The 19476-nt window shown below is 62.3% G+C and carries 21 protein-coding genes; 4 read left to right on the forward strand and 17 right to left on the reverse strand.

What is annotated here, in order from left to right; all coding sequences use genetic code 11:
* Window positions 1–270: 270 nt before the first annotated feature.
* A complete protein-coding gene (locus tag JJB99_RS23665; protein WP_200494702.1) occupies window positions 271–510 on the reverse strand; it encodes a helix-turn-helix domain-containing protein in 240 nt (79 codons plus the stop codon).
* A gap of 92 nt (window positions 511–602) precedes the next feature.
* Between JJB99_RS23665 and JJB99_RS23670 the strand changes: the two genes are divergently transcribed.
* Window positions 603–1004: a hypothetical protein gene (locus JJB99_RS23670; protein ID WP_200494703.1), complete on the forward strand. Its 402-nt coding sequence runs from the start codon at window positions 603–605 to the stop codon at window positions 1002–1004.
* 16 nt (window positions 1005–1020) lie between these two features.
* Here the strand turns inward: JJB99_RS23670 and JJB99_RS23675 are convergent, their stop codons facing one another.
* The 12 genes from JJB99_RS23675 to JJB99_RS23730 form a co-directional block, all read right to left on the reverse strand.
* Window positions 1021–1254, reverse strand: a complete 234-nt coding sequence (locus JJB99_RS23675; protein WP_200494704.1) for a DUF2274 domain-containing protein — start codon at window positions 1252–1254, stop codon at window positions 1021–1023.
* Window positions 1255–1257: 3 nt separating this feature from the next.
* A complete protein-coding gene (locus tag JJB99_RS23680; protein WP_200494705.1) occupies window positions 1258–2535 on the reverse strand; it encodes a TrbI/VirB10 family protein in 1278 nt (425 codons plus the stop codon).
* Window positions 2532–3557, reverse strand: a complete 1026-nt coding sequence (gene trbG / locus JJB99_RS23685; protein ID WP_200494706.1) for a P-type conjugative transfer protein TrbG — start codon at window positions 3555–3557, stop codon at window positions 2532–2534. Before trbG ends, JJB99_RS23680 begins: the two co-directional genes overlap by 4 nt.
* Window positions 3554–4258 (reverse strand): conjugal transfer protein TrbF, encoded by a 705-nt coding sequence (gene trbF / locus JJB99_RS23690; RefSeq protein WP_200494707.1) that lies wholly within the window; start codon window positions 4256–4258, stop codon window positions 3554–3556. The genes trbG and trbF overlap by 4 nt, the downstream gene beginning before the upstream one ends.
* A gap of 3 nt (window positions 4259–4261) precedes the next feature.
* A complete protein-coding gene (gene trbL, locus JJB99_RS23695; protein ID WP_200494708.1) occupies window positions 4262–5425 on the reverse strand; it encodes a P-type conjugative transfer protein TrbL in 1164 nt (387 codons plus the stop codon).
* Between the two features lie 11 nt (window positions 5426–5436).
* Window positions 5437–6189 carry a P-type conjugative transfer protein TrbJ gene (trbJ, locus tag JJB99_RS23700; protein ID WP_200494709.1) on the reverse strand — a complete coding sequence of 251 codons (753 nt, stop codon included), beginning with the start codon at window positions 6187–6189 and terminating at the stop codon, window positions 5437–5439.
* Window positions 6190–6216: 27 nt separating this feature from the next.
* Window positions 6217–8808 (reverse strand): conjugal transfer protein TrbE, encoded by a 2592-nt coding sequence (gene trbE / locus JJB99_RS23705; protein ID WP_200494710.1) that lies wholly within the window; start codon window positions 8806–8808, stop codon window positions 6217–6219.
* Window positions 8802–9059, reverse strand: coding sequence for a VirB3 family type IV secretion system protein (locus JJB99_RS23710; RefSeq protein ID WP_171711385.1), 258 nt, complete (start codon window positions 9057–9059; stop codon window positions 8802–8804). Before JJB99_RS23710 ends, trbE begins: the two co-directional genes overlap by 7 nt.
* Window positions 9059–9328 (reverse strand): TrbC/VirB2 family protein, encoded by a 270-nt coding sequence (locus JJB99_RS23715; RefSeq protein WP_246775318.1) that lies wholly within the window; start codon window positions 9326–9328, stop codon window positions 9059–9061. Before JJB99_RS23715 ends, JJB99_RS23710 begins: the two co-directional genes overlap by 1 nt.
* Before the next feature lie 117 nt (window positions 9329–9445).
* Window positions 9446–10429 (reverse strand): P-type conjugative transfer ATPase TrbB, encoded by a 984-nt coding sequence (trbB, locus tag JJB99_RS23720; RefSeq protein WP_200494711.1) that lies wholly within the window; start codon window positions 10427–10429, stop codon window positions 9446–9448.
* Window positions 10422–10988, reverse strand: coding sequence for a CopG family transcriptional regulator (locus JJB99_RS23725; RefSeq protein WP_200494712.1), 567 nt, complete (start codon window positions 10986–10988; stop codon window positions 10422–10424). Before JJB99_RS23725 ends, trbB begins: the two co-directional genes overlap by 8 nt.
* Window positions 10985–13012: a conjugal transfer protein TraG gene (locus JJB99_RS23730; protein ID WP_200494713.1), complete on the reverse strand. Its 2028-nt coding sequence runs from the start codon at window positions 13010–13012 to the stop codon at window positions 10985–10987. The genes JJB99_RS23725 and JJB99_RS23730 overlap by 4 nt, the downstream gene beginning before the upstream one ends.
* A gap of 424 nt (window positions 13013–13436) precedes the next feature.
* Here JJB99_RS23730 and JJB99_RS23735 point away from each other — a divergent pair, with 424 nt between their 5' ends.
* Window positions 13437–14786 (forward strand): GSU2403 family nucleotidyltransferase fold protein, encoded by a 1350-nt coding sequence (locus JJB99_RS23735; protein ID WP_200494714.1) that lies wholly within the window; start codon window positions 13437–13439, stop codon window positions 14784–14786.
* A 5-nt stretch (window positions 14787–14791) separates the two neighbouring features.
* On the opposite strand, the gene JJB99_RS23740 is transcribed toward JJB99_RS23735, so the two are convergent.
* From JJB99_RS23740 to JJB99_RS23755, 4 genes are all read right to left on the reverse strand, one after another.
* Window positions 14792–15139, reverse strand: coding sequence for a DUF3363 domain-containing protein (locus tag JJB99_RS23740; RefSeq protein WP_246775319.1), 348 nt, complete (start codon window positions 15137–15139; stop codon window positions 14792–14794).
* The gene (locus tag JJB99_RS23745) at window positions 15136–15576 is read right to left on the reverse strand and encodes a hypothetical protein (RefSeq protein WP_200494715.1); all 441 of its coding nucleotides are present in this window, start codon (window positions 15574–15576) and stop codon (window positions 15136–15138) included. Before JJB99_RS23745 ends, JJB99_RS23740 begins: the two co-directional genes overlap by 4 nt.
* Window positions 15577–15639: 63 nt before the next feature.
* Window positions 15640–16797 carry an acyl-CoA dehydrogenase family protein gene (locus JJB99_RS23750; protein ID WP_200494716.1) on the reverse strand — a complete coding sequence of 386 codons (1158 nt, stop codon included), beginning with the start codon at window positions 16795–16797 and terminating at the stop codon, window positions 15640–15642.
* A gap of 53 nt (window positions 16798–16850) precedes the next feature.
* Window positions 16851–17732 (reverse strand): enoyl-CoA hydratase/isomerase family protein, encoded by an 882-nt coding sequence (locus JJB99_RS23755; protein ID WP_200494717.1) that lies wholly within the window; start codon window positions 17730–17732, stop codon window positions 16851–16853.
* 147 nt (window positions 17733–17879) lie between these two features.
* Here JJB99_RS23755 and JJB99_RS23760 point away from each other — a divergent pair, with 147 nt between their 5' ends.
* Together JJB99_RS23760 and JJB99_RS23765 are read left to right on the forward strand one after the other, a co-directional pair.
* Window positions 17880–18980 carry a phosphotransferase family protein gene (locus tag JJB99_RS23760; protein ID WP_200494718.1) on the forward strand — a complete coding sequence of 367 codons (1101 nt, stop codon included), beginning with the start codon at window positions 17880–17882 and terminating at the stop codon, window positions 18978–18980.
* Window positions 18977–19462: a hypothetical protein gene (locus JJB99_RS23765; RefSeq protein WP_200494719.1), complete on the forward strand. Its 486-nt coding sequence runs from the start codon at window positions 18977–18979 to the stop codon at window positions 19460–19462. The genes JJB99_RS23760 and JJB99_RS23765 overlap by 4 nt, the downstream gene beginning before the upstream one ends.
* Window positions 19463–19476 lie beyond the last annotated feature (14 nt).

A 19476-nucleotide genomic window follows, 5' to 3' on the forward strand; every position in this document is an offset into this window, starting at 1 on the left:
CACAGTGGGCCGCGCACAAAGAAAGACGACTAGCGAAGGTTAGATTGCGCCGCCTCCCTTCCGCACTTCGCCTCGCCGAAGGACCTTCAAGGAATCCTTGGACGCGGCACCGTCCACAAAAAATGAAATCCAAGATCGATCGAAACTGTTGGTTCGAGAGTTTGCGAGAGCCAAGCGAGCACTGGCGAGTCTAAGCGACGACCGATGCCTCTAAGCCTTTGACTTCGCGGGGTTTTTTGGTGGACGCACCAGAGCCCGAACATGGGACGGTTAAGAGTCAGGGGCTCCGCCCGTTCGTCGTCGTCGACGACGAACCAGCTCCTCGGGATCGACGTCCAAAGCCCTAGCTATCCGCTCAATTATCAAAAGAGAGGGATTTCTCTTGCCCGTTTCGACGCCACTTAGATACGTCTGATGGACCTTGCACCTGTCGGCGAGTTCCTCCTGGCTGAGTTTCTTTGCTCGGCGCAACTCCTGAATGTTTAAGCCGACTCGGTCCTGCAAGCGCATGCAGGAAATTCGAGAGAAACAGCACCATCAGCCCATAGACTATGAGTCATAAAACGACTAGAGTAATGGCTTCTGTGCAAGTTCAGAGAGCAATGTCAACAGAACAAGTAGAGCTCACTTTTGACGCCTTCGCCAAATGTGGCCCAAGCACCGCGACCGTTGGTTACCGTGATGTGTCGACAGGAAGCGTGATAGCCTCGATCGAAATTCCGGCCCAATTGATCGAACGCGCGGTTCTAGAGAATGCTTCCGTGGAAATCATCTTGTTAGGCGACGGAGAGATTGCCTCCGCTGTCGCTGGGCCGGCCTCTGATTGCTTTTCGGCAACTACGAGCGTCTCCATTGACCATCTGGTGGACGCGTTCGTAGCCACCCATAACCTCCACAAGGAAGAGGCGACGGAAGCGGAGCTGAGAACTTTGCTCGGACGCCTTCACAAATCCGTTGAAGCGGTTGAGCGCACGATCCGTCTCCGCCGAGCTAAGGCGAAATAGGGCCCAGAGTTGCTACCTAAGATGCAGCGCCCAATGAATCGGCGTGCCTTTTCTTGTTGCCTCTCTTAAAATCTGCGTCACTGTCAAGAAATGCCTCGAGCATGAACGGTATCAGCTCGGCGACTTCCTCCTTGTTGCCGTAGGTCTCCGCATAGAAGTCAGCATACTCGCCCAGCCGCCGAGCGAGGGGCGGCGCAAGCACGACATTCATCTTCACCGGTGTCCGATCAGGCAGCTTCGCAAGCTTCATTCTTCACCTGCCCTTCGTGACGGTCTGAATGTTTTGGTATGGCTTCAGCACCAGATCCTTCGAAACAATCACCCGCAACGGCCATCCCGGCCGCACAGTGATCGTCGGCTGCACGTCGAGTTCGCGCTCCACCAAGCGCTGGCCGGCACGATTGGTCGTTTGCTGCGTGCTTTCCCGCAGCGCCTTCACGAGATCGCTCTCGTCGTTGCCGATCGATAGCTGGGTCCCGACTCCGATCAAGGTCGCTAGCGCCACGCCCTTGAGCAACTGCCACGTATGGAAGTCCACCTGGTCCTCAAGGCCGGCATAGCCTGCGACGTCTGTCGCCGGCAGGTTCTCGATCACGATGGAGTTGCCGTTCGGCAGGATGAGCCTTGTCCAGACGACCAACGCCCGCTTTTGGCCGAAGGCAACGACGCTATCGTATTTGCCCACGATCCTTGTCCCCTGCGGGATCAAGAGATGCTCGCCCGTCACCGTGTCGTAGACGTTCTCGGTGACCTGGCCGATGGTGGCCCCGGGCAAATCCGAATTCAGCCCCGTGACAAGGCTCGCCGGAATAATCGACCCGGCCATCACGGCATAGTTGGACGGCGCCGGCTTGAGCGCATGGGGATTGGTGGTCTCCGTGTCGGCTTTCGCCCCCACAAAGGCAAGCTTGCGCGCTTGCGACGACGGAATGATCTCGCTGGAGCGGTCGATCATCGCCTGCGCCGTATTTGCGAGTTCCGAAGCAGATGAACCTGTATCGGGCGCTGGGGGCCGGAATGCAGATGGGGTGGCAGCCGGCGCTTCCGTCGTGCTTGTCTGCTTGCGCTTCTCCTGTTTTTCCGACAGGCGCACGAACAAGCCCGACTCCTTTGCCTGTTGAGCGACCCGTGTCTGGCGGATTCGCTCGGCCCGCTCGGCGTCTTCCTCTGGGTTGGTGCGGAAGCCCGTGTCCGATGCCACGCCGGACTTCTTCTCGTTTTCGGCAAAAGCCCGGCCGATGTCCCCCGGGGATGGTGGTCCAAGTCTCGGTGTCGATGGCGGCAGATCCTCGTAGGACTTCGGCAGCTTGCTCAATCCTTCGGCGGTCTGCTTGCGGTCGGTATTGTAAAGCTCGGTCCGCTCCGACTGCTTAAAGGGGTGCGGTTGGAGCGCAATGAGTATCGCCCCGCCAATGAACAGCGCGGCCACGGCGCAGCCGATCATAAGGGCGCGCCTATTGAGCCGCCGAACCGGCCGCGGACGTGCTCGCAGTTCAAGCGGCTCCGGATCCTGATCCAATCCTGTCGTCATGAGGCGCTCCCGGTGCTGAAGGCCTGCGACAGCGGTCGCGCGTCGATACGGATGATCCGGACGATGCGCTGCGGACTTTCACCAAGGCGAAGCTCGGCGGCACCGAACATCCGATCGACGATGTAGTAGGAACCGCGGACCCGGTAGTTGACGAGGTTTGGCCGGCCATCAGCGCCGGCAACGAACAAGGGCGGTGCCTCCCCTTGCGACAGGCCCGACGGCATCTGGATGTAGACCTTGCGGCCGTCGTCGAAGGCGCGCAACGGCCGCCACGGCGGATCGTCTCCCTCGATCCGATAGCGGAAGTTCAGGCTATCGAGCCGCACCCCGCGATCGGCGATCCGCTCCTCGCTCTCCTGGGCGAGGACGTTCTGCTTATGGAGCGCAACGAGTGTATCCGTCGGATACGTCCACGAGATGGACGCCATATAGGTCTGTTTGGTCGACACGAGCTCGAGGTGATAGGCCCGCCGATCAGTCAGGACCACGAGGTTGGTCTGGATATCTGGAAGCGTTGGCTTGACCAGGATGTGCACCCGCCGGGCGCTTCCCTGCCCGCTCGAGGTATCGCCAACCACCCAACGAACCGTATCGCCGGTCGAGACGTCGATCAGTTCCTCGCCCGGTTGCAGCGCGATAGTCGAGACCTTTTCCGGGCTTGCATAGAGCCGGTAGAGAGCGCCTTCCGTCCAGGGATAGACCTGGATAGCGTTGATATATCCGGCGCGTGTCGGCTCCATCCGCGCCGCCTTGTTTGCCTTCGCGATCGCCTGCTCCGGCGGAAGCTTTTCCTCCTTGGGACTCTTTGTTGGAAAGGGCTTCAACTGGCCCGGCAACGGCAGGAGCTTGGGCGTTTCGACCACTTGTACCGGCGCTGGCGGATCGGCGTCCGGAAGCGCCTTCTCAAAGGTCATCTCATCATAGGGCGCTTCGAGGTTGAGCTTGGTGGCGCATCCGGCAAGCGCAAACGACAGGGTGAGGACGCTGGCCGACGCGAGCTTGGTGAGGGCTTTGGAATTCATTTGGCGTCTCCAATGAGGTCGCGCGACCAGTTGAGGGAGTGGACGTAGAGGCCGAGAGGATTCTTCCGGAGCGTTTCGGCATCCGCGGGCGGCTTGAGAACGGTGGTAACAAGACCGGTAAAGCGCTCTGTTTTTGCGATCGTGCCGTTCTCGTAAGTGTTCTCCTTCCAGCGGATCTCGAAGCTGTCGCCGGACGCACGCACCACCGAGGTGACTTCGGTCGTCACCGTCTTGGACCCAATTTTCGTGAACGGATCGGCCTCCCGCGCGTAGTCGTTCAGCGCCTGCGCACCGCGGTCTGTGACGAAGTCGTAGGCGCGCAGCCAATTCGCCCGGACAATGATCGGATCGATCGAGAGCGAGCGAACGTTCTCGATGAACCGCGCGAGAAAATGCGCGATCTGCGCGTCTGAAGGCTGGTAGGCTTCGAGCGCCGGCCCGACGGCTCGGACTTCGCCGAGCCGATCGACCTCGACCACGTAGGGAACGACACCCGAGCGAGCGATCTGGCTAAATATCGTCAAGCCAAGGACACTGGACAGGCCGATGGCTGCCAGTGCTGCCAGCCGCCAATTGCTGGCCTGAACACGGGCAGACCCCAACCGCTCGTCCCAGACCTGGGCTGCCTTCTGGTAGGGTGTGACCGGCTCAGGCGTCTCGCCATAGCGAACGGATGCGCGCTGAAAGGGATGACTTGCCATATCCTACTCCTCCCCCAGCTTCGGAGCCGAAGAATGCCCGCCCTTGTCACCCTCCTTCAGGGTGTGAGCAGCGACCTGAGCCGCTTCCCTTGCGTGTCCGCGTCCTGACGAGGCGGCCGAACGACCCGCGCCTGAAGCAGCCGCTCCGTTCGTTGCGCCGCCGGTGCCCGCGCTTGAGAGCTGGTCCACGGTTGCGGCTCGGGCTGACGTGCCCGCAGCCGAAGATGCTCCCGTGAGCGATGCTGCGGATCGAACCGCAGTCATTGAACCGCCTGCTGCAACGCGAAGACCACCCGCGGCCACCGCTCCGCCGCCGATCACGACAGCTGCCGCACCCGCTACCGTTCCTGCTGCCGCGCCGGCGCCAAGCTGAGGCGCGCCAGAGACCAATCCCGCCGCGATTCCCGGGCCGAAGATCCCAAGCCCAAACAGCGAAAGGGCCGCCAGCAACAAGCTCATGGCCGACACGATGTCGACCGGCCGCGTCAGCGTGCTCGCGAGCTGGCCGAAGATGGTCGAACCGATGCCGATGATGATCGCGAGCACCATCACCTTCACCCCCGAGGCGACCACGTTGCCGAGCGTCTTTTCCGCGAGGAATGCGGTCTTTCCCCACAAGGCGAACGGCACGAGGATGAAGCTTGCAAGCGTCGTCAGCTTGAACTCAATCAACGTGACGAAGAGCTGAATCGAGAGCACGAAGAACGCGAGCACGATCAGGATCCAGCAGAAGAGCAGGATCAGAATAGTCGGCATGTTGGTCAGGACATCAAAGCCGGAGTATTGGCTTGTCTCCTCCAGAAGAGGATGAGCCGCCGTAAACCCGGCAGAGGCGACAAAGCCCGGCCGCGCCAGGTCAGCTGCGCTTAAGCTGCCGCCGGATGCCTTCAGCCCGATGCTGGAGAACGACGCGAACACGATATCGGCGAGGCTCTTGAAGTTGCCGATAATGAACGCGAAAGCGCCGACATAAAGCACCTTCTTGGCAAGCGTGACCATGATGTGGTCGTCCGCGCGCATGCTCCAGGCTAGACCGGCAAGCGTCAGGTCGATGCCGATCAACGTTGAACTCAAGAATGAGACATCGCCGGACAGAAGACCAAATCCAGAGTCGATGTAGCGCGAAAAGGTGTCGGTGAACCGGTCGATGACGGAGAGATCAGCCATGGCGCCCTCACCTACTTGCCGGCGGTGTAGGCATGGCCATCGCCTATGAAGCGATTGAATCGCTCCTTCGCGGCGGCTGACGACGCTTGCTGTTCGGCGGCGCGCAACGTCTCAGCGCGCGCCTGCGTTGCCATGAGCGCCTGGGTCTGCAACGACTGCTTGATCTGGAGGCCAAGCAGCTCGTTGCCGGACTGTTGGGCCTGTAGTGAGCCGACCGCAGCAGACGAATTCGCCATCAGCGTTCGAAGCGTCTGGCCGTCCTGGTCCAAAGAACTGACGATAGCCGACTGGATGGTGAGCGACTGTTTCAGACCATCGTAGCTATTGTCCCATCGCGACGTCGCATCCAAGACGAGCTTGTCAGACGAAACGGCTGCCGCATATTGGCGAGGATAAAGCCGTTCAAAATCCTGCTGGGTCTTCTGAACATCAAACGAGAGGTTCTTCGCCTGAGCAATCAGGCCGTTCATCTGAGCGATCGTCGATGTGAGCTGGCCAGCCACGCTTGTAGGCAGGCTCGCGAGATGTTTGGACTGATTCAGCAGCGACTGCGCCTGGTTTTCGAGGCTCCTGATCTGGTTGTTGATTTGCTCGAGCGCGCGCGCGGCCGTCAGAAGATTCTGACCGTAATTCGTGGGATCGAAGACGATATCGAACGCGCCGAGCCGCCGCGACCCATTCACCGCGATCACGAACGATAGTAGCGTTGTCAGAATAACTCTTGAGGTTGTGCCCATGAACATGCGACCTGTACTTTCGAGCATGGAAGACTCCAGGGATTGAGATTGAGGTCAGGCCTTATGAGCCTGTTCGAAGGTGCTGATGAGATTGGCGGCCCAGTTCAGACCGCGTTCGGCGAGGTAGCGCTCGGCGAAATGACGAGGCCCGGTGCGGGCAAGGACGGCGTCAATGGCGCGCTGATCCTCTGGTGCGGAGGCTCCGACGAGCGCGAGCGCGACTGGTCCTAGGCCCAGCTCAAACAGGCGATTGCCGGCACGGGACTGCAAATAGTAGTCACGTTTGGGGAATGCTTCCGCGATCAGGCGATTTTGTGTGTCGTTCAAGCCGAACCGGCGGTAAGTCTCGGTTTGGGTCGGCTCCAGCGCACGGGGGTTCGGCAGGAAGACCCTGCTTGGACAGGATTCGATGATCGCAGGAGCAATCTGGCTGTCCGCAATATCGGCGAGCGACTGGGTCGCAAAAATGACCGAGACGTTCTTCTTGCGTAGCGTCTTCAGCCATTCGCGGATACGGCTTGAGAACAGCGGATCGTCCAGAAACACCCAGGCTTCATCAAGCACCAGCAAGGTGGGCCGGCCGTCGAAGCGGTCTTCCAGGGTGTGGAAGAGATAGGTCAGAACCGGCGCGACCAAGCCTGGCAACGCCACCAGTTCTTCCATTTCGAAGGTCAGCACGTCCGCACCGGAAAGACGGTCGGCGTCTGCGTCCAGGAACCGACCGTAGGGTCCTTCGAGCGTGTAAGGCTGTAGCGCCTGCCGAAGCGCGTCGCGCGCAAGCAACGCGACGAGCCCTGTCATTGTCCGCTGCGGGACGGGCGCCGAACCGAGGCTCTTCAACGCCGACCAGAGCGTCTCCTTGACTTCGGGCATTACGGTCACGCGCTCATGAGCGAGTACGCCGCAAAGCCAGTCGAGCGCCCAGAGCCTCGCTCCCTCCTCCGCGACATCCTTGAGCGGCTGGAATGCAATGCCGCCCTTGGCGCCCAGCTCATACCAGGCTCCAGATAGCGCGAGCGTGGTAGCCCGTGCCGACCGACCCTTGTCAAATGTGATCAATTGAGCGTTCGGATAGCGCCGGAATTGAAGGGCAAGCATCGATAGCAGGACCGACTTGCCCGCGCCCGTAGGACCGACGATGATCGTATGCCCGACGTCGCCGGCGTGGAGCGACAACCGGAACGGAGTCGCGCCCTTGGTCTTGGCGATCAGAAGTGGCGGTCCATCGAGATGCTCGCAGCGTTCGGGTCCGGCCCATACCGCCGACAATGGGCACATGTGGGCCAGGTTCAGCGTATGAACGATGGGCTGGCGGATGTTGGCATAAGCTTGCCCCGGCAGACCGCCGAGCCAAGCCTCAACCGCATTGACGCTCTCGCGGATCGCCGTGAACCCGCGGCTATTGATCACCCGCTCGACCGCGCGGATCTTCTCGTCCGCTTGATGCGAGTCCTCGTCGCTTACGGTGACCGTCGTCGTGATGTAGCCGAAGGCAACCAGATCGTCGCCAAGCTCGGACAGAGCCGCGTCGGCATCGAGAGCCTTGTTGCTGGCATCGGTGTCGAGCAGCGCCGCCTGCTCGTTGAACATGACCTCTTTGAGGATCGCTGCGAGCGACTTCCGCTTGGCAAACCACTGCCGCCGGTAACGAGACAGCGTCGCATTTGCCTGCGTGCGGTCGAGCGGAATGAACCGGGTGGCCCAGCGGTAGGGAACGCCAAGCCGGTTCAGTTCGTCAAGCAGGCCAGGAAACGTGACGTGCGGAAACCCAAGAACGGTCAGCGCACGCAGATGGCTCCGCCCGATTGCCGGGGATAATCCGCCGGTTAGTGGCTCATCGCTCAGGAAGCAATCGAGATAGGCCGGAGTCTTGGGAACGCGGACCGGATGGCGCTTGGTCGAAACGCAGCTATGGAGATAGGTGAGCGTCTCCGCATCGTTGAGGGGCCAAATCTCGGGCAAGACCGACGAAAGCAGATCGATCGCCCGGTCGGTTTCCTGGATGAACCGTTGGAGATGCTCCCGATAGCCCTGCTCGCTTCTCTCGGGCCTTTCCCGGCCGTCGATATTATCGGCGTGGGGAATGTCGGCCGGCGCTATATTCTCGCGTCGATCAGCATCGGCGGTCGATTGATCCCGACGAATCCGCCGACCTCCTCTCACCGCGCGATCCCTCTGTTTCGGACGCTCGAGGAACAGGCCCTCGAGGCGCGAGATCCTCTCGGCCGGCGGCAAGTACATCAGGGTCAGATGCAGCACACTTTCGAAATGCTGCCCGCCCGGGCGTGAAGGATCCTCCCATGCTACCCCAGTGGCGCCTTCGAAGGCGGCGCGTCGTTCCTCATCGACCAGCCAGGACACCGGGTCCGGAAACTCTGACCGCGGGTATTCGGAGGCCGGAATGCGCGTGGCATCAAAGAAGAGAGCCCAGCCTGAGCCGAAACGCTTCAAAACGTTGTTGACGCGGGACGCGACGCTCATCAGCTCGGCCTCGGTGGCACTGTCGAGGTCCGGTCCGCGGTAGCGTATCGTTCGCTGAAAGCTGCCGTCCTTGTTCAGGATGACGCCCGGCGCAACCAGGCATGCCCATGGCAGCCAATCAGCCAGCCGATAGGCATTGCCGCGGAATTCTCTCAAGTTCAGCATGCGAGCCGCCCTTTGTGCTTGGTGTGACGGATGGCGACCTCGACGAAAGCCGGGTCGCGTTTGGCGAGCCAAACGGCGGCGCTATGGCCGATCACCCAGAGCACCAGGCCCGCGAGCCAAAGCCGCAAGCCGAGCGCCAGCACAGCCGAGAGGGTCCCGATCAGGATGGCGGCGGCACGCGGGGCGCCACCGATCAGGATGGGTTCAGTCAACGAGCGGTGGAGCACGAGTTCAAAACCATCCGGGCGCATCAGATCAGTGCTCCGCCACCAAATGAGAAGAACGACAAGAAGAACGAGCTCGCGGCGAAGGCGATCGAGAGGCCGAACACGACCTGGACCATCTTGCGGAATCCACCGGAGGTGTCGCCGAAGGCCAGCGATATGCCTGTTACCGTGATGATGATGACGGCGACGATCTTGGCGACCGGTCCCTGCACGGATTCCAGGACGCGCTCGAGCGGCGCTTCCCATGGCATGCCCGAACCAGCGGCCTGTGCCGCCGTGACACTGAGGAGCATGCAGGCCGAGGCCACACTGAGCTCGACCAGAGGCAAACCGCTGACCGAACAGCAGCTGCGCAGGCGCGAACGCATGTTTAGACGCAGACGAATGGACATATTGCAGTCTCCTTCAGGTCAGAGGCGATGGGAGGTGTTTGGAAGTCCGGGCGGGGTTTCGAGCAGGTAATCGCCCGACGGATCGAGCCCTTTGAGCTCGGCGACGGTCTCGACGCGCCGTGCGGGACCTCGCCCCTTGATGAACACGATCAGGTCGATCGCCTCGGCAATGAGCCGACGCGGCACCGTTGCGACCGCTTCCTGGATCAGTTGTTCGATCCGGTAGAGCGCAGCTCGTGCCGAGTTGGCATGGACCGTGGCAATTCCGCCGGGGTGCCCTGTATTCCAGGCCTTCAGCATGTCGAGGGCTTCGGCCCCTCTGACCTCGCCGACGATGATGCGGTCGGGGCGCAAGCGCAGCGTGGAGCGCACCAGATCGGCCAGGCTCGCCACGCCCGGCTTGGTCCGGAGCGTCACGGCATCCTTGGCGTCGCAGCGCAGTTCGCGGGTGTCCTCAATAATGACCACCCTCTCCTCGAGGCCGGCGATTTCCGCAAGAAGCGCGTTCGCAAGCGTCGTCTTGCCGGACCCAGTGCCGCCGGCGATCAGAATGCTGCGCGCTTCGGTGACCGCTGATGTCAGCACCTTCGCCATCAGCGGCGAGGCAATCTGCGCCTTGACGTAGTCGGACAGGCGGAACGTTGTCGTTGCCGGCTTGCGGATGGAAAAGCATGGCGCCAGCGCAACAGGCGGCAAGATGCCCTCAAAGCGTTCACCGGTTTCGGGGAGTTCCGCCGAGACGATTGGAGACGAACCGCTCGCTTCCGCCCGCACATGGCTGGCAACAAGCCGGATGATCCGCTCCGACTCCTGCGGCGTCAGAACGACGCCGGTGTCAGCTCGTCCCGTCCCGTGCCGGTCAAGCCAAAGCCTCCCATCGGGATTGACCATGACCTCGACGACATCAGGCTCTTCCAGAGCGAGCGCGATCGCAGGTCCCATCGCGGTCCGCAGCATGCCGCGGCGTCGTTCGCGGGTCTCTGGCGAGAGGAGATCAGACATTGCCAACCTCCTCTCGCCCTGCCGGAGAATGCTCCGGCGGCTCACCCGTCGCGCTCGGCGCGCGGGACCCAGTATCGCTGGTTTGGGCAGCGCCCAGAGGGGCACCTTCCTCGAGGCTCCGCATGAAGAGATCTGGCTTCGAGGCGCTGACTCGGTCCATGACATCAGCGACAAGCCGGCCGCCGGAGGCGACGCGTTTGCCGACCTGGGCGACAAACATCTCGAACCGCTCACGCCCCAGCGCACGCGCGGCGTCCTGATCTTGCGATGGCAGCGGCGGGGTGATGGTCAGGTAGTAGCGGATGAACAGTGCGATGGTCTCCGCCAGAACGCTCCCGTCGCGGTCGGCGCGTTCCAATTGCCGGCTCATCCGGTCGAGCCTTCGGATCAAAGCCGCATCGCCGCTGGCATCTCGCTCGGGGTTGAGAAAGCGATCCAGCGCGGCATCGACAATGGCTGATTTATTGGCTCCGGGGCGCTTGGCGGCGAGCTCAAGCCGCTGCGCCACGCTGTCGGAGACATAGGCCGATAGTTTGGGTTTCATCGGGAAGCTCTTCAAAACGAGGGAAGAAGGTCGTCGTCGTCGCGGGTGACGGCATGGGCTCGGCGTACGGTGCTTGATGCGTTTGCTGCTTGCTGCATCTGGCGGCGGTCGGCGGCGACGTCGGACTCGTCGTCGAGCAATCGCTCCTCGATGGCGCGAACATCGGTTACAGCCGGTGCGGCCTCGTCGAACAACGGCAATTGCTGCTTGAGGCCGCCTTCCTCGCCGCCCGCCTGCATGAGCTCGCGGTACGGCAGGGTCGCCAGGCGAAGATGGGTGGCGCGCACCTCGCCACGCCAATCGTCCGTGCGCGCCGCCGGCCGATCGGCATATTCGTCGCCCACCAAAGATGGCGGCTTTCGCAGACGAGCGACGAAGTTTGCGTCCTCATAGTGCCGCAGCTTGAGCGCCCGGACTGGCGCAAGGCCCGAAACCAGCACGATCGCCTGGTCGGGCGGCAACTGCATCACTTCGCCGGGCGTCAGCAAAGGACGCGCGGTCTCCTGACGACTAACCATGACGTGGCCAAGCCAAGGGGCCAGCCGATGGCCCGCATAGTTGCGCTGTGCGCGTAGTTCGGTCGCGGTGCCGAGGGCGTCCGAGATGCGTTTGGCGGTGCGCTCGTCATTGGCGGCAAAAGCAATGCGGACGTGGCAATTGTCCAGGATCGCGTTGTTCTCGCCGTACGCCTTGGCGATCTGGTTGAGCGACTGCGCGATGAGGTAGGCGCGGATACCGTAACCGGCCATGAAGGCGAGCGCGCTTTCGAAGAAGTCGAGCCGGCCGAGAGCGGGAAATTCGTCCAGCATCATCAGGAGCTGGCGCTGCCTGCGACCAACCACATTGACGTTCAAGGTCTCGGTCAGCCGGCGGCCAATCTGGTTGAGGATCAACCTGATCAGCGGCTTGGTGCGGCTGATGTCCGACGGCGGAACGACGAGATAGAGGGTGACCGGCTTATTGGCACTCACGAGGTCGGCGATGCGCCAGTCGCAGCTCTCGGTGTTTCGGCTGACGACTGGATCGCGGTAGAGTCCAAGAAAGCTCACGGCAGTCGACAGAACGCCGGAGCGTTCGTTCTCGGACTTGTTGAGCAGCTCTCGTGCGGTCGCGGCGACCACGGGGTGCACTTTCGGCTCCGCCTCTGTGCCGAGGTGATTGGTTGCCAGCATGATCCTGAGCGTCTTCTCAAAGGACTGCGCAGGGTCGGCCAGGATCTCGGTGACGCGGGTGAGCGTCTTCTTCTCTTCCGCGTAAAGGACGTGAAGGATGACGCCGACCAGCAGGGAATGACTGGTCTTCTCCCAATGGGTTCGGCGTTCGAGCGCCCCTTCGGGGTCGACCAGGATGTCGGCGATGTTCTGGACGTCGCGGACTTCGGCGGCCCCCTTGCGCACCTCAAGCAGCGGATTGTAGCGGGCGCTTCTTGAATCGGTTGGATTGAACAGGAGGCAATGCGAGAACGTTGAACGCCAACCGGAGGTCAATTCCCAGTTTTCGCCCTTGATGTCGTGGACCACCGCCGACGAGGTCCACGACAGCAACGTGGGCAACACCAGCCCCACGCCCTTGCCCGACCGGGTGGGCGCGAAACACATGACGTGCTCCGGTCCATCGTGGCGCAGATAGTTGTTCTCGAGGCGTCCCAGGAACACGCCTCTGGATGCGAACAGGCCAGCCGTCTTGATTTCCTTCGGCGTGGCCCACCGGGCCGAACCGTACGTCGTCACCAATTGGCTTTGGCGCGCGCGCCACACCGAATTGACGATCGCGAACAGCGCGCCCGCGATGCCGCCGCCTGCGGCGATGGCGCCGCCCTCCTCGAATATCTCGGGCGCATAGGCCTCGTAGGCGAACCACCATTCGAACACTCGCCAGGGCAGATAGACGGGATAGCCGACGATCAAGAACCAAGGCTCACCCAGGCGCTGCTGATAGCCGAGAGCTGCGGCGGTCCATTGCGTCGCGCCCCAGGTCGACGCGGCAACGATGCCGAGCACGACGGCGATCTGACCGACGTAGATTTTTGCTGGAAACATCCGGCTCGCCCCACTCACTCACCCCACGTGAGCGGCGCGATGAAAGAAGCGAATGCGCTTGGCGTTCAATCGAAATAAAAATCGTCTCCGGGAAGTGAGAGCAATGTCGATCAGGCGTGCGAAGGCGGGAAGGATTTACGTCAAGTCTCGGCCGCGATGATCCAACGCCTCAACAAAAGGTGAGCTATTGGCTCAAGTTGGATGATCCTTGACACGGACAGCGGCGCGCCGGGCGCAGGTTGCGACGGTCAGAGCGGAACTAGCCAAACAACCCAATTGATGGGGCCAGGCGCGCCGATTCGGCACGAAATCAGGGTTAATCCCGTTTATACTCACTTCGCGAAGTGAGTATAAACGCGCTGGACGATCGGTTCCACCTCAATTATACTCAATCCGCAAACTGAGTATAACTCGGGAAACGACCATGCCTGCCCCGACCCTCGTCGCCCAGACGACCTATGCCGAGCTCCTTGAGCGCACCGCCAACGCTGCCTTCGAGGACGCGTTCACGGACGACGGATCGTTCACGGCCAAGAGCATCAATGGCCGTAAGTATTGGTACTTCCAGACCGGCACCGGCGCCGATCGGTCGCAGCGCTATGTCGGACCGGAGACGCCGGAGCTTCTGGAGCGCATCGCCCACCACAAGGAAGTTCGCGAAGACGAGCGCGAGCGCCGGGCGCTTGTGTCTACCCTGGTCCGGTCGTTCAGTTTTCCTCGTCCCATTCCCGAGATCGGCGATATCATCGCAGCGCTTGCCAAGGCTGGCGTATTTCGCCTTCGCGGCGTGCTGGTCGGAACGATCGCCTACCAAACCTATGCTCCGATGCTTGGCGTTCGCCTGTCCGCCGGCTCGCTGCAAACCGGCGACGTCGACATTGCCCAATTCAAGAATGTCTCGGTGGCGGTCGAGGACTCCACGCCGCCCGTTCTGGAGGTGCTGAAGGAAGTCGACAAAACCTTTCGTGCCGTTCCTCATGTCTCGGACGGCCGACGCGTGACGAGCTATGCCGCCAAGGGCGGCTTGCGCGTCGACTTTCTCACGCCCCACGAAGGCAAGGAGACCGGCCGTCCCCAAAAGCTACCTGCCCTGAACACCGACGCCCAGCCGCTGCGCTTCCTGGACTTCCTGATCCGCGATCCTGAGCCCGCCGTGATCCTGCATGGCGCCGGCATCTACGTGCACGTGCCGGCTCCGGCGCGCTACGCTGTCCACAAGCTCATCGTCTCCCGCCGGCGCCCGGAGGGGTTTGCAAAACGCGACAAGGACCTGCAGCAGTCCGAGGCCTTGCTCGCGGTTCTCGCTGAAAAGCGGCCCCAGGAACTGAAATCTGCGTGGGAGGAGGCCCATGGCCGCGGCCCCAAATGGCGCCAGCTGATGCTCGAAGGGCTTGCTTTGCTTTCGGAGTCCGTTCGTGACGTGGTGCTCAAGACCATTGGTGCGCCTCGCTCGGTCATTCCAGGCATCGATCTCTCCTTCGAAAATCCACCTGCGCGCTATGACTTCAGCCGCGACGTCGTGACGTTCCAGGGCCAAGCACTCGGCGGAGCAGTCAACTGCGCGGTCAGCCGCGAGGCGCTGGACGACCATTTTGGTGCCGACGGCCTCGGGCAAGAGGGACGCGTAGAAGCGTTCCTCAAGAACAGGTCGAGGATCGAGGAGATCGCTCGCGCCAAATATCTCGCCTCGCCGGTCGACGAGCCCGGCGCCGTCCTGGTCAAGACGTCCGACGTCGATCGCTTTTCGACGCAAGGAGCAACCAAGCGGAAGTAAGCCCTTCATCGTCCGATCCCGCGCTTGATGCCGATCGACCAGGATATGCCCTCCCCGCCGACCTGACCGGTGACCAGTTGCCCGCGCGCCCGCTCCAGCACCGGCCGCCACGGCACCAGCACGAACTCATGGGATCGCTCAATCAGAGCGAACCGCCCGCTGTTCAGCGTCAGCATGCGCCGATAGAGGCCGTCGATCTTGTCCCCGGCCTTCGCGTCGAGGTGTTCAAGGCCGGTGCGCGCGGAAATATCCGCCGCGGTCCGTGCCAGTTCGCGTCCCTCGAGGGTCTCGAGCATGTTCCGCGCGAAACGTACCTGTCCGCCTTCCTCTCGCGCCAGCCCCTGCTCGATCAGCCATTGCCGAGACCGTTGAACGCGAGATAGGCCGTCAGGCCGTTGATGCCGAGCAGGCTGAGATTGGCGCTGAGCGGCAACGTCGACGGCGTCACCCGCCGCAGGATCGCATCGGGCGTCGTCGTACAATGTGACTGCCATCCGAACCATCCGTACAGGAAGTCGCCCTCTCCGATGCCGGGACTCCGGCTCTCGACGACTTCGCCGACCGCGAGCGCGCGCATCGGCGTATCGAGCGGCACAGGTGCGCTGTAGTTGCCTTCCTCATTGGCCCATCCGCGCTGCGCCGGATCAACCGACAGATAATGGTTGCGCACGAGGATCTCGCCTTCCCCGGGACGCCTGACCGGTTCGCGCACCAGCGCGAAGTCCGGCGGCCGCGGCACTCCCGTCGGACGGGCAACGAGCCGCATCTGCAGGTTCACGGTCTGCGTCATTTCGCCTACCTTCCGGATATCGGGCCTGGGAAGGTCCTAGCATCCAAGACCCATCTATCGACGTTATCGCTTGGCGTATTGCACGGCCGCGCGGCCGATGCGTTCTCGGGCGACGATCAGCTTCATGATGCCGGCGGTGCCGTCTCCGATCTCCAGCCCCATCACGTCGCGCATCCGCTGCTGATGCGGCGAGTCCAGCGTCCAGCCGTAATGACCGAAGGTCAGCAGGCACTGATGGATGGCGTCGAAAGCAGTCTTCGGGCCCATCCATTTCACCATCGCCGCCTCCGCAGTGTGGGGCTGCCCTGCATCGCGCAATTCGATCGCGTGGTAGGACAATTGCCGAATCGCCGCCAACTGGCTTTCATATTCGACGAGCGGGAACGTCACGCCCTGGTACTGGGCAATCGGCGCGTTGAAGGCATTGCGCGTCTTGGTGTACTCAAAGGCCTCGTCGAGCGATGCCTGCGCGCAGCCGATGCATTCCAGCGCGATCAGCGCGCGGCTGTAGTCGAACCCGCGCATCACATGCGTGAAGCCCTGGTTCTCCGCGCCGAGACGGTTGGCCGCGGGGACACGGACGTTGTCGAAGAACACCGACCCGCGGCCGATGATCCGGCTTCCGACGTCGTTGAAGCGCGTACGCGACAGACCCGGGCTGTCGGCGGAAACGACTATCGCCGTGATGCCGCCGGCGCCGCTTTCGGCCGTGCCGGTGCGCGCGAAAACGATGAAGGCGTCGGCGCAATCGGCGAAGGTGATCGAGGTCTTCTCACCGTTCAGGACGTAGTGATCGCCTTCGCGGCGGCAGCGCAATTTCATATTACCCGCATCCGACCCGCCGCCCGGCTCTGTGACGCAAATGCCGAGCAGCTTCTCGCCGCTGATCATGCGCGGCAGCCATTCCTGCACGAGATCCGGGGAACCGCTGTTGGCGAGGATGGCACCCAGCAGTGAGACGTTGACCTGCACGGTGCTGATGTTGAAATCGCCATAGGCCAGCTCCTCGGCGATCACGCCCGCGGTGACGCCGGGCGCCGCCAGACCGCCGAACTGCTCTGGTAGATCCACTCCCAGCAGTCCGAGATCACCCAGCTCCCGGACGAGGTCGCGATCCATGACAGCCGCTCTTTCGCGTGCCTGATAGCTGGGAGCAAGCCGCTGCCGCGCGAAACGACGCGCCAGATCGCGAATTGCGAGTTGATCCTCAGTGAACAGCATTCGATCTAGTCCTTCCGGTCACTTCAACAGACATCGACATGCGGGCAGGTTGCCTAACGCACCTCGAAGGTCGGCTTTCGCTTCCCGAGAACGGCCTGCATGGCGTTCCACGCGTCTTCGGTCCGTGTGATGCGCGCCATGGCTCTCGCCTCGTTCTCGAGCTGCCCCTCCAGCCCTTCGGTCTCGCTGCTGATCAGAAGATTCTTGATCTCGCCATAGGCCAGCGTGGGGCCGACGGCCAATTGCCTGGCGAGCACCCAGGCCTCGTCGTTGAGCGACTCCGCGGCGATGACCCGGTTGATCAATCCCGCCGCGGCGGCTTCGTCGGCCGAAAGCGTCTCGTTCAACATCAGAAATTGCGACGCCCGCCGGCTGCCCATGCGCCTCGGCAGATAGTATGAGCCGCCGCTGTCGCTTACGATACCGATCCCGGCGAAGGCCGCGTAGAACTTCGCCGCCGGCGACGCCAACACGAAATCCGCGCCTGCGACCAGCGCCACCGCTCCGCCCGCGGCCAGGGCATGGACCGCCATGACGACAGGTGCGTTCATCCGCGCAAAGCGCGAAATCGCCATGTGCAGGTCCGCCGTCGCAGTCGAAACGAAATTCGCCAGATCACGCCGGTCGCGCGCCAGCGAGTTGAGATCGCCCCCCACGCTGAAAAACCGGCCCTTCGCATCGATCAGCACGGACCTGACGTCCGGATTGACCGTGCATTCCGTCGCAAGCTTGTTCAGACCCTCCGCGAACTGTCCGTCCAGTGGGTTGCCGCGCTCGGCTTGATTGAAGGTGATGTGCGCAACACCGTCCTTGATCGCAAACTCAAATGCGGTGAGCTTCATTTCTGCCTCCGAATGCCCGACACCCTTGCTTATTTGATAAACTACATTACCTTTTTCTTGCACATCGTGCCAAGCTCTTTTTTCACGCTGCATAAAGCCTTTGGTGCGATTACGAAAAACGCAGTCTCAATCGGCGGACATCGCGACCTCATGCGCGGCTGGACAATTTGGTGTGCTAGTTTATCATAAGTCCCGGTAGACGGCGCATCGTCATCTTTCATCCCGGACCCCAGAGGGAGCATGGATCAGGCCGTGACGCGGCAGCACGAAGATATTCAACGTCCGGCGGGCCCCCCGCCGCAGACAGCACAACGCGGTCTCGCGCTTTTCGAGGATCCGTTGGCGCTGCAGGCCGCAGTCGGGGACTTCCTCAGCAAAGACGCGGGATATCCCGTCGTCATCGATCGGCTTCAGAAATTTCCTGCCGGCTTTTCCTGGATCACCTACGGCGTCAAGCTGCGCGGCCATCCGCGCGCCGACGACATGATCCTGCGCATCGGCCCCCCCTATGGCCTCTTCGCGCCTTACAGCGCGATGCCCGAGTTTCAATCGCTATCCGCGCTGGAGGGCAGCGGCGTGCCCGTGCCCCAAGCGTTCGCGGCCAGCGACGATAATTCCATCTTAGGCGCTCCGTTCTTCTTCTGTGAGCGCGTCGCCGGCGATACACCGCTCCCCTGGGGCGGTGGCGATGGCGCGATGAATGATGCCCGTCGCGAGAGCCTCGCAGCGGACTTCATCGACTCCCTCGCCGCGCTCCACAATTTCGATTGGCGGCGCACCGAACTGGCGCAGTGGGACCCCGGCATTACCGTCGACAACGCCGCCGATCGTCAACTGGACTTCTGGTGGGAACGGTACCGCCGCTGGGCCCTGCGCGCACACCCGATGGCACATCGAACCTTCGCTTGGCTGCGCCGCAATAAGCCGCGGGCTCCCCGCGTCACGCTTGTCCATGGCGACTATCGGCTAGGAAACTTCCTGGAACAGGATCAGCGGATTTCCGCCATTCTCGATTGGGAACTGGTCCATCTCGGGGACCCGACCGAAGACCTTGGCTGGGCCTTTCTACCGCAATACCGCGCCGGCACCCGCATGGTCTGCGCCCTCGCCGACGAGGACGCCTTCCTGGCGCGCTATCAGGACAAGGCGGGCTATAAGATCGACCGCGGGGCGCTCCACTTCTACATCGTATTCTCGCTGCTCAAGCTCGCCCTCACCCACATGGCGGCAGCTCGGTGCTTCGAGGATGGGCTGTTCAACGACATGCGGATGCCCGCGATGGCGACGCAAATCGGCCCGGTATTTCGCCAGATTGCCAAGATCATGGAGCGCAGCTCGTGAACAACTCGCTTCCCAGGTTGATCGACGGGATGATCGCTACGTTGCGGCGAGAAGTCATTCCCAATCTCGAAGGGGAGTTTGCGCGCGGCCAAGCTATCGGCATCATCTACATGCTTAACAGCATCCAGCGCCGCGCCAGCTGGTCGAACCGCTTTTTCCAGGAGCAGCTGCTCGCCTTCAGCAAGGCCAGCAAGCAACTTCAGGCCATGGCGGGAGAATTGCCCGGCGCGCCGTTGCCGGGTGTCACGGACGTTCCTGATTTACCAGATGAGGGCGCGCTGGAGGCCAGGCGCAACGCTGGCGATGAACAGCTCTGCCACATGATCGACTGGCTGGCCGAACGCCGCGGCAGCCTGCCCGGCAGCGTCGTCGCCCGAGTCGAGACCATCCTGGGCGATTGTCTCAACCGCCAGCTCAAGTGGGACATCGAAACCAGCGCCAAACCTATGTTCACTGAGATTTCGCGGGGCCGCGAAGACTGAAGAGGAATACCGGC

Origin of the sequence: Bradyrhizobium diazoefficiens (genome assembly GCF_016616235.1) — a bacterium.
Lineage (GTDB): Bacteria > Pseudomonadota > Alphaproteobacteria > Rhizobiales > Xanthobacteraceae > Bradyrhizobium > Bradyrhizobium diazoefficiens_H.